This is a genomic window from Amycolatopsis sp. VC5-11 (assembly GCF_037034185.1).
Classification (GTDB): domain Bacteria; phylum Actinomycetota; class Actinomycetes; order Mycobacteriales; family Pseudonocardiaceae; genus Amycolatopsis; species Amycolatopsis nivea.
Genome location: NZ_JBAGKF010000017.1, coordinates 132,120 through 148,407, shown reverse-complemented (window position 1 = coordinate 148,407; position 16,288 = coordinate 132,120). Strand labels below are relative to the sequence as shown.

The 16,288-nt window shown below is 67.5% G+C and carries 16 protein-coding genes; 2 read left to right on the top strand and 14 right to left on the bottom strand.

The features are described 5' to 3' along the window. Positions 1-17 precede the first annotated feature (17 nt). Positions 18-983 (top strand): DNA polymerase domain-containing protein, encoded by a 966-nt coding sequence (locus WA670_RS35980; RefSeq protein ID WP_336160701.1) that lies wholly within the window; start codon positions 18-20, stop codon positions 981-983. Here the strand turns inward: WA670_RS35980 and WA670_RS35975 are convergent. From WA670_RS35975 to WA670_RS35965, 3 genes are read right to left on the bottom strand one after another with little or no spacing between them, the layout of a single operon-like run. Next, positions 966-1,703, bottom strand: coding sequence for a class I SAM-dependent methyltransferase (locus WA670_RS35975; RefSeq protein WP_336160699.1), 738 nt, complete (start codon positions 1,701-1,703; stop codon positions 966-968). The genes WA670_RS35980 and WA670_RS35975 overlap by 18 nt on opposite strands. After that, entirely contained in the window at positions 1,700-2,098 is a 399-nt protein-coding gene (locus WA670_RS35970; protein ID WP_037811036.1) for a 6-pyruvoyl trahydropterin synthase family protein, read from the bottom strand. The genes WA670_RS35975 and WA670_RS35970 overlap by 4 nt, the downstream gene beginning before the upstream one ends. An 11-nt stretch (positions 2,099-2,109) precedes the next feature. Continuing rightward, positions 2,110-3,084 (bottom strand): zinc-dependent alcohol dehydrogenase, encoded by a 975-nt coding sequence (locus WA670_RS35965; RefSeq protein ID WP_336160697.1) that lies wholly within the window; start codon positions 3,082-3,084, stop codon positions 2,110-2,112. A gap of 33 nt (positions 3,085-3,117) precedes the next feature. Here WA670_RS35965 and WA670_RS35960 point away from each other — a divergent pair, with 33 nt between their 5' ends. Then, complete coding sequence (locus WA670_RS35960) at positions 3,118-3,834, top strand: CDP-alcohol phosphatidyltransferase family protein (protein WP_336160696.1); 717 nt, start codon at positions 3,118-3,120, stop codon at positions 3,832-3,834. A gap of 437 nt (positions 3,835-4,271) precedes the next feature. On the opposite strand, the gene WA670_RS35955 is transcribed toward WA670_RS35960, so the two are convergent. The 11 genes from WA670_RS35955 to WA670_RS35905 form a co-directional block, all read right to left on the bottom strand. After that, the gene (locus WA670_RS35955) at positions 4,272-5,921 is read right to left on the bottom strand and encodes a serine/threonine-protein kinase (protein WP_336160695.1); all 1,650 of its coding nucleotides are present in this window, start codon (positions 5,919-5,921) and stop codon (positions 4,272-4,274) included. Continuing rightward, positions 5,918-6,625, bottom strand: a complete 708-nt coding sequence (locus WA670_RS35950; protein WP_336160693.1) for a hypothetical protein — start codon at positions 6,623-6,625, stop codon at positions 5,918-5,920. The genes WA670_RS35955 and WA670_RS35950 overlap by 4 nt, the downstream gene beginning before the upstream one ends. After that, positions 6,622-7,467: a vWA domain-containing protein gene (locus tag WA670_RS35945; RefSeq protein ID WP_336160692.1), complete on the bottom strand. Its 846-nt coding sequence runs from the start codon at positions 7,465-7,467 to the stop codon at positions 6,622-6,624. The genes WA670_RS35950 and WA670_RS35945 overlap by 4 nt, the downstream gene beginning before the upstream one ends. Positions 7,468-7,483: 16 nt before the next feature. Beyond that, entirely contained in the window at positions 7,484-11,098 is a 3,615-nt protein-coding gene (locus WA670_RS35940) for a caspase, EACC1-associated type (RefSeq protein ID WP_442893155.1), read from the bottom strand. Then, entirely contained in the window at positions 11,095-11,538 is a 444-nt protein-coding gene (locus WA670_RS35935) for a hypothetical protein (RefSeq protein ID WP_336160689.1), read from the bottom strand. The genes WA670_RS35940 and WA670_RS35935 overlap by 4 nt, the downstream gene beginning before the upstream one ends. Before the next feature lie 86 nt (positions 11,539-11,624). After that, positions 11,625-12,020: a VOC family protein gene (locus WA670_RS35930; protein WP_037811038.1), complete on the bottom strand. Its 396-nt coding sequence runs from the start codon at positions 12,018-12,020 to the stop codon at positions 11,625-11,627. A 60-nt stretch (positions 12,021-12,080) separates the two neighbouring features. Continuing rightward, complete coding sequence (locus tag WA670_RS35925) at positions 12,081-12,809, bottom strand: SAM-dependent methyltransferase (RefSeq protein WP_336160688.1); 729 nt, start codon at positions 12,807-12,809, stop codon at positions 12,081-12,083. A 42-nt stretch (positions 12,810-12,851) separates the two neighbouring features. Beyond that, positions 12,852-13,475: a TetR family transcriptional regulator gene (locus WA670_RS35920; protein WP_037811040.1), complete on the bottom strand. Its 624-nt coding sequence runs from the start codon at positions 13,473-13,475 to the stop codon at positions 12,852-12,854. Between the two features lies 1 nt (position 13,476). Then, entirely contained in the window at positions 13,477-14,679 is a 1,203-nt protein-coding gene (locus WA670_RS35915; protein ID WP_336160687.1) for an NAD(P)/FAD-dependent oxidoreductase, read from the bottom strand. Beyond that, complete coding sequence (locus WA670_RS35910) at positions 14,676-14,867, bottom strand: ferredoxin (protein ID WP_037811043.1); 192 nt, start codon at positions 14,865-14,867, stop codon at positions 14,676-14,678. The genes WA670_RS35915 and WA670_RS35910 overlap by 4 nt, the downstream gene beginning before the upstream one ends. Further along, positions 14,867-16,267 carry a fatty acid desaturase gene (locus WA670_RS35905; protein WP_336160686.1) on the bottom strand — a complete coding sequence of 467 codons (1,401 nt, stop codon included), beginning with the start codon at positions 16,265-16,267 and terminating at the stop codon, positions 14,867-14,869. The genes WA670_RS35910 and WA670_RS35905 overlap by 1 nt, the downstream gene beginning before the upstream one ends. Between the last annotated feature and the right edge of the window lie 21 nt (positions 16,268-16,288).

Below are 16,288 nucleotides of genomic sequence, written 5' to 3'. Positions count from 1 at the left end.
TCGGCAAGGGTTGGCGGATGGCCAAAGCGGATGAGGTGCGCGAAGGGGTTTCCCTGACCAACCTCGACCAGGAGCTGTTCGCCGACGCCGGGGCGACGAAGCGCGACCTCGTCGACTACTTCGACGCCGTCTCGGACCGGTTGCTGCCGGTGCTGCGCGACCGTCCGCTGTCGGTGATGCGCGTGCTGCGCGGGCAGGACGCGTTCATGCAGAAGAACCTGCCGAAGTACACGCCGGAGTGGGTGCCGCGGGCGAAGCTGTGGGCGGAGAGTTCACAACGGACAGTCACCTACGGCCTGTGCAACGACCGCCGGACGCTGCTGTGGTTCGGCAATCAGCGCGCGGTCGAACTGCATCCCGCGCTGACCCGGGTGGAGCCGGTCGGCCAGACTGACCTGATCATGGACCTGGACCCGCCGGAGGGCGCTGACTTCGGCGTCGCGGTGGCGGCGGCGCGGCTGGTGCGGCAGGCCTTGGCCGACGCCGGGCTCGCCGGTGCGTTGAAGACCAGCGGTTCCAAGGGTGTGCACGTGTTCGTGCCGCTGGTTCCCGGTCTGTCCTTTGAGGACGTCGCGGCGGCGACCCGGGCGGTCGGCGCGCGGGCGGAACGGATCGATCCGCAGCTGGCGACCACGGCGTTCATCCGGGAAGACCGGCACGGCAAGGTGTTTCTCGATTCGACCCGGGCGGGCGGGGCGACCGTGGCGGCGGTTTACAGCCCGCGGATCCGGCCGGGCACGCCGGTGTCGTTCCCGGTTCGCTGGGCGGACGCGGACGACGTCACACCGGCGGATTTCACGGTGAAGACCGCGGTGGGGCTGCTCGGCAGTGCCGACCCGTGGGCGGAGGAATTGCCGGAACCGCAGGAACTTCCGGCGGATCTCGTGGCCGAGGGGCACACGATCCCGGTCGCCCGGGTCGCGGCGATGCACGAGGGCAAACGCCGCGCCCGGGCGCGGCGGGAATCAGGGGAGAGCCAGTAAATCCTGGTGGTGCACGGTAACCTCGGTGATCTGCCGATCCTCGGGTACCGTCAGGTCAGGTTGCTCTTCCCGGGCCGCGGCAACGAATCCGCGGTACCAGGTGTCGATGAGTTCGCGGTGTTCCGGGCCGAGCTGCCACGGTGACGGTCTGGTGTGGACGGTCCAACCGTGCCGCTGGAACTCCGCTGCGGTGAAGGCGGCGGCTTCTGGGCCTAGCTTGCCGCCTCGGCGTTGGTGGTCGTTGAAGGCGGCGTTGAGTGCTTCGTCTGCCGCGTCCGCTGGCGTGAGGTGAGCCGATCCGGTCACGGACAACGTGAACAGCGCCGGGCTCTGCGCGTCCACACAGGACTTCACCAATCGCTGGATTTCTTCCTGGGTAAGGAGATCCAGCAGAGCGGAAGCCGTTGCCAAAGAAGTGCCGGTCAGGTTCAGCCGAGTCACGTCGGCCTGTTCGGTCTCGACGCTGATCCCCGGTGGAAGACTGCGTGCGGCGATCTCGAGCAGCCGCGGGTCCTGGTCGTGCAGAATCCACCGCTGCGGTTTCGGGAGGCGACCGGACAGCCAGCGTCCCATCGCCCCGGTGCCGCACCCGAGATCCCGGATGACTGCCGGGCTGGCCGGGAGCAAGGCGACCAGATCGGCCGCCCGCGCCGCCGTGTCGGCCGGTTCTCTGAGCCGCAGCCATTCCGGCGCGTAACCGGAAGAGTCCACTGTGGTCACAAGGAACGCTCGTATCCGGCCGAAGCGGCGTGGGATTCGTGCAGGGTCACCGAAATCTGGGCCAGCCCGCGCGCGTTCTCGCCGAGTTCCCCGGCGTGGATCCGGTCCGCGAGCCGGTCGGCGATCACCTTGGCGAGGTATTCCGTCGACGTGTTGATCCCGGCGAAATCGGGTTCGTCGTCCAGGTTCCGGTAGTTCAGGTCCGCGAGCACCGCGCCGAGCTGCTGGGTGGCGAGCCCGATGTCGACGACGATGTTGTCCGAGTCCAATTCGGACCGCCGGAACGTCGCGTCGACCACGAACGTCGCGCCGTGCAAGCGCTGCGCCGGGCCGAAAACCTCGCCGCGGAAACTGTGGGCGACCATGATGTGATCGCGCACGGTGACACTGAACAACGCGTTCTCCTTTACGGGTAGGTGATTCGGTGAGCCAGTCCGTGCAGAGTTCCGTCCGCTAGCCGTGCCGCGACATCCGGCAGCTCGGCGAAAGTGGATTCGCTGGTGATCAGCGCGTCGAACGCGGGGTCCGCGAGCAGCCGCAACGCCAGCGCCATCCGGTCGCCGTAATCGCGCCGCGCCGCGCGAGCCGGCGAAACGGTGCCGACCTGACTGCCGCGCACGGTGAGCCGTCGTGAATGGAAGTTCTCGCCGAGCGGTATCGACACCTGACGGTCGCCGTACCAGCTCAGCTCGACCACCGTGCCCTCACGGCCCAGTAGCTCCAGCGAACGCGCGAGCCCGGCGTCGGTCGCGCTGGCGTGCACGACGAGGTCGAGGTCGCCGCTCGCGGTTTCCGGGGTGGCGTACCGGATGCCGAACGCGTCCGCGACCTCGGCGCGGTCCGGGTCGGGGTCGACGAGCTGGACGTCCACGCCGGGAAACCGGGACAACAGCCGAGCGACGCTGCACCCGACCATCCCCGCGCCGACCACCGCGATCCGGTCGCCGACCAGCGGGGCCGCGTCCCAGAGCGCGTTCACCGCGGTCTCGACGGTGCCGGCGAGCACCGCCCGCGCCGCCGGGACGTCGTCCGGCACCACCGTGACCGCCGACGCGGGCACGACGTACTCGGTCTGATGTGGATAGAGGCAGAACACCGTGCGCCCGGTCAGCTCCGGCGGTCCGGAAAGGACCTCGCCGACGTTCAGGTAGCCGTACTTGACCGGCCACGGAAAGTCGCCCTCCTGATACGGCGCGCGCATGATGTCGTGCTGGCTCTCGGGCACGCCGCCGCGCTGCACCAGACTTTCCGTGCCCCGGCTCAACGCCGAAAATCGCGTTCGGACCAGCACTTCGTCGGCTTGTGGAGCAGCCACCTCGGCCGATCGGAGCTCCCCGCCCTCGGCCGAAGTGAACCAGAAGGCCTGCGCCGCCCGTGTCAAGGTTGTCCTCCGTTGCTGCCGGATCGAGGAGAAATGGCTGTCTCCACCTGTACACGAACCCCGGCCGAGCTGGGTTCAACCGTCGTCCAGCAGGCCCCCGCGCTGCTGGCGCAACTCGCGCTGCTGACCCTGCTGACGGTGACAACCGGCCTCGGCCCGGCCGGCTGGGCAGTCGGCGTGGCCTACCTCCTGGGTTTGTTAGTGCTGCTCACGCAGGGCGCCTGGCGAATCAGGGTGTACCGGCTGGGCCCCGCCGACCAGGTGACCCTCGCCCGAGCGGCCCTCATCGGCACCGTGACCGCTTTGGTCGCCGACCGCCTGGGCGGGCATCCGCAGCTGACCTTGATCGTCCCCATCGCCGCGGTAGCCCTGGCCCTGGACGCACTCGACGGCTACGTCGCCCGCCGCACCGGAACCGTCTCCGCGCTCGGCGCCCGCTTCGACATGGAAGCGGACGCCTTCCTGATCCTGGTGCTGAGCGTCCTAGCCGCCACCACGGTCGGCCCATGGGTACTGGCAATCGGCCTGATGCGCTACGCATTCGTCGCCGCGGCTCGGCTGTGGCCGTGGCTCCGTGCCCCACTGCGCCCCAGCCGAGCCCGGAAGGCAGTCGCGGCTCTGCAAGGAATCGCCCTGACGGCCGTGGTGGCGGGGTTCGCGCCGGTGGTCCTGGCGGGAATTGCGGTGGCGACCTTGAGCTGGTCGTTCGGGCGCGACGTGTGGTGGCTGTACCGGAACCGCGCCGCCTAGAGAATTCCGCTGCGACGATTCTTCTTCAGCCAGGGTTTCGGCGCCGGGAAACCGTCGTGGCGCTTGATCCGCAGTACGGCAAAAAAAGGGCCAGCCGCTTGCCCTCGCAGCACCGCCCGAGCGGGACTACTGCAGGTAAACGGCTGGCCCACGGGATGAGGTATCGGCCCCCCTCAGGCTGATTGCCAACCTCCCAATGCCCACCATAGCGGGGTCCGAATAGCCCCGCTTAACCCGTCCGTGGGTCACCGGTCCGTATTTCTCTTCGCGGTATCTGTCACTGGGTCAATAGCGTTGGGAATTGCGCTCGAGCTGCGGATCTGTGATGGTTAGCAATCGCAAAAAGAAACCGTACGCGTATCTTGTTGGCTCAGGGCGTCGACTGGAGTGCGGGTGCCGCCGGGATGCTGCGCCAACCGAGTGGGGCCGTGCGGGACTCAGCGTCCTTCGAACCATCGGCGGAGGCGGGTCCCCCAGGAAGGGCGGGCGGGGGCACCCGGCGGTATCCAGGGGTTGGCTGGAGGCGGGATCGGCGGACGGACCGGCGCGGGCGGCGGTACCCATGGGTTGGCCTGTGGCCTTGAGGCGGGCGGCGGGTATCTAGGCGGCGGCGCCGAAGGCGGCGGCGACGCCGTTGCGGAGGATCTCGGGCCTGCAGCCGGTCGAGCGGGAGCCGGCTTGGCCTGTCGGACAGCGGGCGAATCGGAGTACAGCTCTTTCAAACCCGCCTGGATGTCGATCGGCGGGAACGCTCGCACCCGTTTGGGCGGCGGTGTCGAGGGGGCAGGCGGGTTTTCGCCTCGGCTGCTGGCTCGGAGCGCGATCAGTTCCTCGCCGGAGACCGTCCGCACTGCGGAGCCGCGCACGATCTCGATCTCCGGCGTAAGGTGCCAGCGGCTCTGGTAGGTCGCCAACAAGCCGGTGACCGAAATCCAGCTGCCGTCTAGTCCCCCGAGATTCGAACCGAAGCGTTCTTCGAGAGTGCTTCGAGCTTCGTCGTAGGCGATGAACACGAAGGCGCCTTTTCTGAAGTCGCCGGTGTTCAGGTGGGTGATGTGGCCGCGCGGCAGGTCGGTCTGCTTGATCGATTTGATTTGGCCGAAGACGGTGACCTTGTCGCCGATGTGCTGGAAGAGCTTCTTCCGGTCGTGCGCCTCGATGCAGACGAGTTCGTCCGGGGCGGCCTGGGACGCCCGGCCGTGGTCCTCGGTCGCCTGGCCGCCGGACAAGGCGAGGGTGATCTCGGGCAGCGGGGCCAGGCAGGCCCGCCGGAGCCGGGCAGCTGCGTCGGCGACCGGCCGCATCGCGGACAGCGCGGAGAACAGATTTGACGTGTCAGGTTCGGCGAAGTCGCGCGAGGTGAAGAGAAGGTGGTCGTCGGTGTGGAACCGGCTCCACAACGACGGGGCGTGGGCAAGTGCTTCGAGGGACAGTTCGATGGTCGCAGCGGCGAACTTGTCCAGATCGGCGTTGTAACTGTTTTGCCGGGACGGGTGCTGGTAGTTCCGATGGCCCCGCTCGGACGCGCCATATCGGCGGAGTTCCGGAAGATACATCCCGTCGTAGTCGATCAGTCGGATCGCGTTGTCGTCGTCGATCAGGATGTTGCCGTGCTGGAAGTCGCCGTGCGCGGCACCGGCCGCGCGCAGCTGTGTCGCAGCCTTGGCCACTTCACGGCCCACTGCGGTCAACGCGTCAGGCTCTCGCAGGTGGTCTTCCACCCAATGGTCGAGCTGATAGCCGTCTGCCCACGGCATCTTGACAATGGGATAGCGGGCACCGTTCACCTCGATGCCATGGGGCAAGTAGTCGACCGGGATCAGGAAGGACAGTTCTGGGTGAAGGCTCACGAACCGGGAAATCTGGTGGTAGCGCTCCTCGAGATGGTTTCCCTGCTTGTGAAAACACCGTACGGCCACCTTCTGGCCGTCTACAGTGAACAGGTAGGTCAGTGCGAACCCGCCGGACGCGACGACTGGCGTCATCAGCGGTGTCCGTTCCAGCTCACCACGCGAAAGCACTGGGTCGGTGAACGACTTCTTGAGCTGGACGGCCTTTTGATAGGCTTCCATGTCCGGCAGCGTCATGGGCGTACCACGCAAATCGTCGTGTCGTCGTTGTCGAGGCCATCTGCGCGGAACTCAGCTACCAGGTCCGCGAAGGAGTCAGGACTGGCGAGCAACTGTTCCAGCCATCGCGCCGCTTCGGGGCGCTCCAGTAAGTACTTGGCGAGCGCATCGCTGGCCAGCACGAAAAGATCTCCGGGGAGCCAGGAACCGTGTTGCCTGTGGACCGTGTCGAGGTCGTGCCCGGCTGGCGGATGGGTGCGCAGTACGTCCGGGAAGTTCGTGAACTGGGCGGGATCGTCCAACGGGAAGACCAGTATGATCGCTTCGTCGCGCAGCTGAAACAGGCAGCAGTCGCCCACTGCTTCGCCGTCGAACGCGGAACCGTTCAGGGCGAGCCCGGCGAAGGTCGCGGCACTGCCGTGGGACAGTTTCTGCCTGGCGAACCAAGGCAAGTCTGCGCTGAAGACTTCCTGATGCCATCGCTTGCCGAGCTCGTCGAGCACGGCGACCCGAGTCAGATCAAGCTCATCATTCACATAGGACTGCGCGAGCAGGCGGCTCCAGACCTCCGGACGAGCAGCGTCCGACGCCCCGTCGACAACCGCGAAACGCCGTGTCGTCAGGTTCGTCGCCGCGAAATCTTCATTCTCCGTATCGTCCTTGCCCTGTTTGGCTACCGACGCCGTGACGACGCACAGGCCGGTTCCTCGATCGGTGGTCACTGGCCATCAGTGATCTCGGGGAATCCGCCCGGGGTTATCCCGCGGGTGCCGATGTCGAGGAACTGCACCACCGTCGACGGGTCGGCGTTGTACAGGAAACCACGAGCACCGGGGACCAGGTCGTAGCCGAAGCTGGACGCGGCCTCGGCCATCGGTGTGGGAAGTTCGCTGGACATTTCGAACAGGAGACGGGCCTCCTTGTCCGGCAAAGACGCCGCGGTACCGGGGAAATTGATGCGTCCTTCGCCGGTCCGCGACAGGTGGACGTTGAGCAGAAGCGCGGGGCCGTCGTTCGTGCCAAGCGCCTGGATGCGCTGTGCCGCGGGAAGCGGGTCGCCGTCGGTGGCCATGCCGTCAGTCAGGTTGATGACAATGGGCGGGAAGCTGTCGGGATGGTCGGCGCACCAGGCCGAGACAGCTTTCTCCGCGGCAGCCAACGCTCCGGTCATCGCGGTCCGCCCGCCGTGCACTGTGTCGACCCATACCGGCTGGACGACGAACTCGTCCGGCTGGGCGGGGTCGGGCACGATCTTCTCGACTCGACGCGGCTTGTCCGCTAGGGCGCTTACCGGTCGCAGCGGTTCGTCCACTGTGCTGTTCTCGAACAGCGAGGACACGATATCGGAGTAGCCGAGCGCGCCGACCTGGAAGTAGTCCACGACGCGGCGGCCGCCCTTCGTGCACAGCACGACTGAGGTGGCGAGCACGTTGTTGACCGCGGTGGCGAGTGCGGCAGCCTTCGACATGGTGGCTTGCGACCACGGTTCCGACATCGAATACGACTGGTCGATGAGCAGCATGAGGCAAGCAGGCTGGGCGCGGTTGACTTCGGCGGTGTACATCAGGATCTCCTAGCGGTCAGGCGTTGTCGAACAGGCGCCACGCCGGTACCCGGGTCGTGGTGCTGGAAGAGGTGTTGAGCAGGCGGGTGCGAAGCAGTTGCACTCGCAGGTGCTGGTGCCGAGGACGCTCATCGACCGGCCCTCGGTCGAGAAGGAAGGTGTGCTCTCCGGAGACCGCGTCGGCCAGGTAGCCGTTGCGGTAGGCCAGGAGTTCGACCTGGCCTTGGCAGCGGTGCCGGAGCCATGCATACAAAGCGGACAGAAGAGAATCCGCGTTCGCGCGGTGCTCCGTACTGCCACTGCGCTCGGCGGCCCGCACCAGCGCTGCGCCGATGTTGTCGTCTTCAGACCACACGCTGCGGTCGCCCACCACGATCAGCCGGCTGCGGGCGCGTGTCACCGCCACGTTCCACAGCGTGTCCTGTTGTTGCAGCCATCTTTTCGACTGCGCGGGAAAGTCTCGGCTGACGACCGGGGACAGCACGATCACGTCCCGTTCCCCGCCCTGGAAAGTGTGCACGGTGCCTGTGACGACTCTCGGATCGTGAGCCAAACGCCTTCCGAGAACGCCGGCCTGGCCCTTGTACGGCGTGATGACACCGATCGTCGCCGATTCGGGCAGCTCTGCCAGCAGGCGTTCGACGACCTCGGCGACACGGCGCGCCTCGACGTCGTTCTGCCAGGAAGTCGTTGTGCTTCGGGTCGCTGCTCCGGCGACGTCGATCCAACTGATCGGTGCCCCCGGCAGCTGCGTGCGTCGAGCCTCGTCGGTCAGGACGGTGAGCTGGCTCCGGTAGAAGCGCCGGTTCGCAAGGTCCGCGATCTCCGGATGGCAGCGGTAGTGCTCGTCAAGCAGAAGCGGAGCTCGGACGAGCCGTTCGACCGCGTGGAAAGCCGAATGCCGCCGGTAGGAAAGCTGGCGGGAATCCAGCCAGACAGGCGATACCCGGTGCGCCTTGACGAGTTCGGCTTCGGCCTGCTCGGACAACTTGATCACAGGGCCGAGCTGCTGCACGTCTCCGATCACCAGCGCCCGCGCGCCGCGGTAGAGCAACGGGATCAGGTGCGGGACGGAACACTGGCTTGCTTCGTCCACGATCACCAGGTCGAACGAGGCCGCATCGGCCGGAAGCCGACGGGCGCTCAACGCGGTGAGTGCCCAGCCCTTGACGTGCTCCCGGCACCGGCGCATCGCCGCCCAGCCTCCGGTCGACGACGCTCGGAGCAGCGTTTCGATCTCGGCTTTGCCGGTGTGTGCCGAGGTTCGCACGACCGTCTCCAGCGCCGCGCGGGAAGCGGCGAGGACCTGGTTCTCTGCCTGCGCGAGGTTGGCGGCGAGCTGGTCGTCGGACGGAGTCGGCCGGGCGCGTTCCTGCTGCCACTGCAACTCCGCCCACGCCCAGGTCGCAAGGCGCTGGCAAACCTCGGCCGTTGTTTCGCCGTGCCACCCGACCGAAGCGCAGAACTTCGCGCGCCGGCGTGCACCGAAGAACTTCGCGTTGGCTGCTCGGCTTGCACGGCGGTGCAGCGCGGCGAGGTCGGTGGCGGAGAAAGCCGTCGCGAGGGCAGCCGTGGTGCTGGAGAGCTGCTCGGCGAGTGCCTTGCGGTGCTGTCCCAACGCCAGCAGGCGTGCTTCTTGCTCCGCAGTTGCGGCCAAGGCACGGACTGCTTCGGTGTGGGCGGTGAACACCCGGTCTAGCTCTGCAACCGCAGTCGCTGAGTGCTGCCTCGGCGGCGGCATGGCGAGATAGTCGGTCAGTGTGCGCTTTTCCCGCTCTTTCATCTGCTGGTTCCCCGTACGGACCACCGCACCGGGGACGAGCTTTTCGCACCTCTCCCACACCTCGTCGACTGCACGGTTGTTGGTGGAGGCGACCAGCACTGACTGGCCGTTGACCAGCGCGGTGGCGACAGCGTTGGCCACGAGCTGGCTTTTCCCGGTGCCTGGCGGGCCGGTGGCGACAGTGAGCTGCTGGGTCATCGCCGATTCGAGCACCGCGCGCTGGCCGTCGTTGCATTGCTCGAGATAGACCGGCCGCCACGGCCGGACGGCCGCGTTGCCGGGAAGGCCGAACAATGGTGCCAGCGCAGTCTTGCGGATTTCCCCCTCGTGGTCGGCGATGTAGTCGAGGTCTTTGATCAAGCCATTGCTCGCCGAACCGCCTGCCTGGTGCGTGAACAGCACCGCCGCGTTCCGCGCTCCGGAGGTCGGGGTGTCGGTCTCGATCTCGGGGTCCAGCGAGTTCGGGCGCAGCGGCTGAACCGTGGCCAGTCCGAAGTCCTCGCGCAGGAAGTGTTGGACTTCTCGCAACAGATGCGAGTGCATCCCGCTTTGCCAGGTCGACTGGTAAGTGCTGAGCAGTGCCGCGGCCTCGTCGTTGTCCAGCAAGGCGTTCACAAGGCCGTCGTGCGGAACGACCTCGCCAACCGGCCGGAGCCGTCGTCCGCCCGCGCTGTCCACGACTTCTACCTGGGTCAGGAAGAGCGGGGCAAACTGCGGACGACCGCGACCCTGGTGCAGGACCACGGCCGGATAGCCGTACCAGAGCTCGGTGTGTTCGTCGGCCGAATCGACCAGCTGTGCGGTTTCGGCGGGCATCGGCACAGCGCCGTCGGAGTCCAGGTCGCGGACCAGCAGCCTTTCCGCGCCTTGGAAACAGGCGTACTGGCGCTGCGCATGCGCGTCCAACAGTCGCTTTGGCTCGGCGTCGTCCTTCCGGACACAGGCCTGGTAGTAGCGCAAGAGCGCGGCTGGCGTTGGTGCGCCGAATGCGCTGGCGGCAGTGCCTTTGCCCGAGGGCTGCCCTGCTGTGGGCTGCACAGCTGATTGCGCGACCGGGCGGATCGCCTGACCGGCCCGGCAGCGGGCCAGGTGGATCCGCCCGTTGACCCGGTCCGCGGAGAACACCGGTACCTGCCGCTCGGCCTGCTGCGGTGGCTGTACCGCGCGAACCTGGTCGTTCACGTAATGGAACAACTCGTTGGCGGACACGATCCCGTCGCCGTCGATGTCCGCCTTGCCGGTCCGCAGTGCGGTTACGAGTTCCGCGGTGAACAACGAAAGCGTCGGCCCGGACCTCGGCCGGTAGTCGACCCAGGACAATTCGCTGGGACCGCTCGAGGCCATCACGTACACACCGCGCGGCTGCGGGAAGCCGTTGCGGTGCGCGCTGCCTTTGGCGAGGCGCGTGGTCATGCCCAGGCTGAAGCCACCGCTGTAGCAGCAGTCGAAAATGGCGACCTTCTGTGCGGCATAGCTGTTTTCCAGGTGTTCGTTGACAAACGACGCGCCGACCGCGGTCTGCTCGCAGGACGCCTTCCTGCTGTCGGCCGCAATGAAATGGAATTCCGACGTGCTGCCGGAAAGTCGATGGCCGTGCCCGCTGATGTAGAGCAGCCCGAGATCGTCGACCTCCAGGTCACCGAGGAACGCGGCTATGCGATCCCGCATCGTGGCGGCGTCCGGATCGAGAACTGCCTGCACCTCGGCGAATTGGCCGATTGCCGGGTCTTCCAGAACTTTTCGCAGCTCTGCCACATCGGAGTGCGTGCAGGGCAAAGCAGAGAATCCGGCGGTGTCCCGGTAGCCGGCCGTTCCGATCAGCAGCGCGCGTTTGCGGCCGCCGCTCACTGGTGCCGTTTGTCGATGATCCGGGCGAGCATGCGCTCCTGTGCTTCGTCCGTCCCGGACGGCATCTCCAGTTCGACATCAGCGATCTTCAGCCGCACCGTGGCGCGCTTGGTCTTCGACCACTCCTTGATCAGCGTGACGAGCGCGGTGCCGAGCGGAGCCGAGGTGGCAGCCAGGAAGACCCACAGGTCGGCACTGCCGACGCTGCTTCCTTTTGCTCCGTCCGGGCCCGGCCCGGACTGCGGAATCCGTACTTCTGCGCCACCGTTTTTCTCGATTTCAGCACGCAGTGCGCGCGCCAGTCGTTCTTCCCGAATGATGTCGCCGCCAGCCTGCACGCGCAGTTCAAGCATGGGTGCTGAGTTTTCCACCGGCCCCCCTCGGGCTGATTTTCCACCTTTCGTGGTCACCATAGCGGCGGCGGGACTCTCCCGCGTCACCCACCTGAGGATTATGGCTCGCCTTTGCGTCCGGAGTCCGGCTGACGGAAATGTACGGGAGCGCTGATGGAATATTCCAAAAATACTCAGCCCTTGGCGCTCAACTGCCAGGACACGCCCCACCGGTCGTTCACCCAGGCGAACGGGCCGAAGCCGTAATCGTCCAGCGGCATCAGGGTTCCGCCGCCCTCGCCGAGTGCCTCGTAGATCCGCTTCAGTTCGTCGGTCGAGTCCACGGTGACGAACAGCGACGTGGACGGCGTGAAGTCGAAGGCGTGCTGGACGAAGCTGTCGCTGCACCGCACCCGCTGTCCGGCGACGGTGAACTCGGCCATCACGATCGTTCCCTCCGGACCGGGTCCGTCGGCGCCGTAGCGCTCCTCGGACAGCACGGAGTCGCCCGGGAAGAGCGAGGTGTAGAAGGCCATCGCCTCGGCGGCGTCGCGCTTCTGGAACATCAGGAACGGGACGAGGTCGGTCATCGGACTGCCCTTTCTCGGGGTGGGGGTCAGGTCCGAACGTCGCATTGACAAGAAGTTTTGTCAAGCGCGCGCCACCACGCAGGCGAAGCCGAACGAGGCGCGGTAGTCGCGGAGCCACTCGTCGCGGTGCGTGGTCGCGGCGGTGAGGGCTTCGGCTTGGTCCGGGTCTTCCGGGTGGTCCAGGGCCCATTCGGTGAGGCTGCCGGTCCACGACCACTCGTACGCGTCCAGTTCGGCGCGGGTGCTCGTGTGGCCGTGGGTCGGCGTCCAGCCGGCGGAAATCACCTGGTCGAGGAGTTCCGGCAGGTCTGGCAGGTCGCCGAAGATCTCGAGCGCGGCGGGGGTCGGCTCGGTCTCCCAGTAGGCGTCGCCGATCAGGGCGCGGCCGCCGGGGCGGACGTGGGTGCGCAGGGCGGCGAGGGTGGCTGGCAAACCGCCGAAGGCGTGGGTGGAGCCGATGCACAGGACGGTGTCGAACTCTGGCGCGGCGGGGAATTCGGTGGCGGATTGCTGGTGGAGGGTCAGACGGTCGGCGACGCCTCGGTCGGTCGCGGCGGTGCGGGCGCGGGAGAGGGCGAATTCCGACGTGTCGACGCCTACGGCGCGGAGTTTCGGGTACGCGGCGAGAGCGCGGATGAGCCATTCGGCACCGCCGCAGCCCAGGTCCAGGATGACCGCGTCTTCGTGCGGGATGCTGCGCTCGAGCAGGCGCTGGACCTCGTCGTCGCTGATCGGGGACGCGATGGGGTGCCGGGTGTGGGCGAGTGCGGAAAGTCGTTCACGGTTCACGCGCGCCACGCTGGCACGCACGGCCCGAACCGCGCATCTGGTTTACGAGCGGGTGCGCATCGATGCCGACGGGGCGGTGCCGAGCACGCGAGCGGCGACCCAGGCCAGGCCGTCGGCGGTTTCGGCGGGGGTGCCCGACGGCTGCATGACGTGGCTGAGCACGGTGCGCACGACGAGGTCCATGACCACGGTGAGCTGCCCGTCGTCGAGCGGCGGCGCGTAGCCGCGGACCCGGCCGCGCAGAACGGCCTTCGCTTCGGTGAGCAGGGTGCCGGCGCGGGTGGTCAGCAGGGGCAGGAACTCGTTGTCCGTGCCGTGCGTCGCGGAGGCGATGGCGCGCAGCAGGATGTTGTCGTCGGCCAGTTCGAGCACCGCGCGGACGGCGTCGTAGATCGCCTCGACCAGGTCGTCCGGATGCCGGTCGAACGCGGTGCTCACGACGGCGAGGAACCGGCGCAGCTCGTGCGAGATCATCGCCTCGGCGAGCGCGGTTTTCGAGCCGATCTCGTTGTAGACGGTCTGCCTGCTCACCCCGACCAGATCGGCCAGCCGCGCCATGGTGACCGCTGACCAGCCGGATTTCGCGGTGAGCTCGATGGCGGCGGTGATGATGGGCTGCCGGTACTGGCCGCCCGCGGGCACCGGAAGCACGCTCATGGCGGTCATTCTAGGCGGCCGTTTCGAGAGCGAAGGCCACTGCCTCAGACCATGGCGCTCGCGCGGCGATCCGCTTGCGGTACTTCATGATGTCGCGCGGCCGGTCGACGGTGAACGCGCCGACGAGCCGGTCGCCGCGCCGGTACAGCGCGGTGAAGCCGTGCTCGGCCGGGACCGCGACGACGACCTCGTCCGCACGCGGCGTCCCGACGAACTGGATGCGGTGCGAGTACCAATCGGACCAGAAATACGGCACGGCGCTGAACACCCGCGCGCTCGCGGGGTCCAGCGCGTGCCGAGCCGCGGCCGCACCCTGCTCGGCCGCGTTCGTCCAGTGTTCCAGCCGCATCAGTTCGCCGTCGAACAACGCGTTCGCCACGTGCGCGACGTCTCCGGCCGCGTAAACGCCGTGTGCGGCGGCGAGGGTGCCGTCGCAGATGACGCCGCCGTCGCGTTCGTGCAGCAGGAGTCCGCTGTCGCGCAGCCAGCCGGTGGCCGGGGCCGCGCCGATTCCAGCCACGACGAGGTCGGCTGGGAGGATTTCGCCGGTGGACAGCTGGACGCCGGTCACCGCGCCGTCTTGCGCCGTGAAACCGGTGACCCTGGTGCCCAGCCGGAGATCGGTTCCTGCCGCGCGATGCAGATCCGCGCAGACCTCGCCGACCTCGGGGCCGATCGCGCGCACCAAAGGCGTTTCCAGCGTTTCCACAATAGACACTGGCAGACCGCGTTTGCGGGCGGCTGAAGCGACTTCCGAGCCGATGAAACCGGCTCCGATCACGACTGTCCTAGCGCCACTGTCCAATGCGGATCGGATGGCGATCGCGTCGTCCGCGGTGCGCAGTGAGTGAATGCCGGAGATCTCCTCGGTGCCGGGAAGGATCCGGGCGGCGGCTCCGGTGGCGATGACGGCCGCGTCGTAGCGGACGGTCGTGTCGCCGGTGCGGATCTCCCTGGCGATCGGGTCGAGCCCGGTCGCGGGAGTGCCCAGCCGGAGTTCGACGCCGAGTTCGCGCAGGTCGTCCGCGCTGAGAAACGGTTCCACCGCAACCGGTCCGTCCGCCGCGAGGAAGGATTTCGACAGCGGCGGCCGGTCGTACGGCAGGTGGTCCTCCGCGCCGATCAGCACGATCCGGCCGTCGTATCCCGTCCGCCGCGCGGATTCGACCGCGCGCAGTCCCGCCAGCGACGCGCCCACCACGGCGAGTGTCATGACACCAGCTTCAGCGCGAGCACCGGGCAGGCGTCGACCGCCGCGGCGAGATCGGTCCGGTGTTCCTCGCCGGGGTTCTCGTCGAGCACGACGACCGTGCCCTCGTCACCCACCTCGAAGAAGTCCGGGGCCATCGCTTCGCACATGCCCAGTCCGTCGCACTTGTTCAAATCCGCTTCGATCCGCATCACACACTCATCCTTCCGGGAGCAACGAAGTCGACCTTTTCCCTTACCCCGCAGTCGGGGCAGCACCAACTGTCCGGAATGGACGACCACGGCGTACCGACCGGGAACCCTTCTCGCGGGTCGCCACGCTGCTCGTCGTAGACGTATCCGCAACCGGGGCACATTCCGCCTTCGCTCGCGTCACCGCGCACGTCGTCCGGCACGACCACCGGATCAACAGCGGAAGTTCCGTACCGGGCAAGGGTTTTCTCCCGCTTCGACGGCTGGATGTTCGCCCGGCTGATGTCGCCGTCGAAGTGGTTGAGCACCCGCTGGTCCATCACGCGCCGCCACAGCGGCGGGAAGAGCGCGAGCACGATCATCCCGGCGTACCCGGTCGGCAGCACCGGGGACTCGGCGAAGTCGCGCAGGGTCTGGTAGCGGCGCGTCGGGTTGGCGTGGTGATCGCTGTGCCGCTGCAGGTGGTACAGCAGGACGTTCGTCGCGATGTTGTTGGAATTCCAGCTGTGGCTGGGATCCACGCGCTCATAGCGACGGCGCTCCGGCGGCCCGACCTTCTGCCGCAGCATGCCGTAGTGCTCCATGTAGTTCACGACTTCCAGCAGCGAGAACCCGATCACCGCCTGGATCACCAGGTACGGCAGGATCCCGACGCCGAGCCACGCCACCATCGCCACCCACAGCACCGCGGACATCAGCCACGCGTTGAGCACGTCGTTGCCGATCCGGAACGGATGCTTGTCGCGGCGGGCGTAGCGCTTGCGCTCCAGTCCCCACGCGGATTTCAGCGAGCCGAACACGGTACGCGGCCAGAACCGGTAGAAGCTTTCGCCGACGCGGCTCGACGCCGGGTCCTCCGGAGTCGCGACGCGCACGTGATGGCCGCGGTTGTGCTCGATGTAGAAGTGCCCGTAAAAGCTTTGCGCCAGCGCGATCTTCGACAGCCAGCGCTCGTGGCTTTCCTTCTTGTGGCCCAGTTCGTGCGCGGTGTTGATGCCGATCCCGCCGATGCAGCCGATCGAGATCGCCAGCCCGATCTTGTCCGCGACGGACAGATCGCCGCGCGCGATGAGCCAGAACGCGAAGACGAACCCGACGTACTGGATCGGCAGGAACAGGTAGGTGATCCACCGGTAGTAGCGGTCCTGTTCGAGCCGCTCGATGACGTCGTCCGGCGGGTTGCTCCGGTCGAGGCCGGCGACCAGGTCGATCGCGGGCACGATCGCCAGGATCACGATCGGCCCGATCCAGAACCAGACGCCCCAGCCGGTCGCGGCGTGCAGGCCGATCGCGAGGAACGCGAGCGACGGCACGACCAGCCCGATCAGCCACAGGTACCGCTTCTTGTCGGTCCATCCTTCGGTCGACCCCAGCGGCACCGTGCCGGTCATCTCGCTCATCGCGCCCTCCTCCGTTGGCTG

Excerpts from the sequence above, each read along its gene's own strand:
- WA670_RS35980 (WP_336160701.1), top strand. The coding sequence starts at position 18 with ATGGCCAAAGCGGATGAGGTGCGCGAAGGGGTTTCCCTGACCAACCTC.
- WA670_RS35945 (WP_336160692.1), bottom strand. The coding sequence starts at position 7,467 with ATGTACACCGCCGAAGTCAACCGCGCCCAGCCTGCTTGCCTCATGCTG.
- WA670_RS35910 (WP_037811043.1), bottom strand. The coding sequence starts at position 14,867 with ATGCGGATCGAAGCGGATTTGAACAAGTGCGACGGACTGGGCATGTGC.
- WA670_RS35955 (WP_336160695.1), bottom strand. The coding sequence starts at position 5,921 with ATGACGCTGCCGGACATGGAAGCCTATCAAAAGGCCGTCCAGCTCAAG.
- WA670_RS35960 (WP_336160696.1), top strand. The coding sequence starts at position 3,118 with ATGGCTGTCTCCACCTGTACACGAACCCCGGCCGAGCTGGGTTCAACC.
- WA670_RS35905 (WP_336160686.1), bottom strand. The coding sequence starts at position 16,267 with ATGAGCGAGATGACCGGCACGGTGCCGCTGGGGTCGACCGAAGGATGG.
- WA670_RS35915 (WP_336160687.1), bottom strand. The coding sequence starts at position 14,679 with ATGACACTCGCCGTGGTGGGCGCGTCGCTGGCGGGACTGCGCGCGGTC.
- WA670_RS35930 (WP_037811038.1), bottom strand. The coding sequence starts at position 12,020 with ATGACCGACCTCGTCCCGTTCCTGATGTTCCAGAAGCGCGACGCCGCC.
- WA670_RS35920 (WP_037811040.1), bottom strand. The coding sequence starts at position 13,475 with ATGACCGCCATGAGCGTGCTTCCGGTGCCCGCGGGCGGCCAGTACCGG.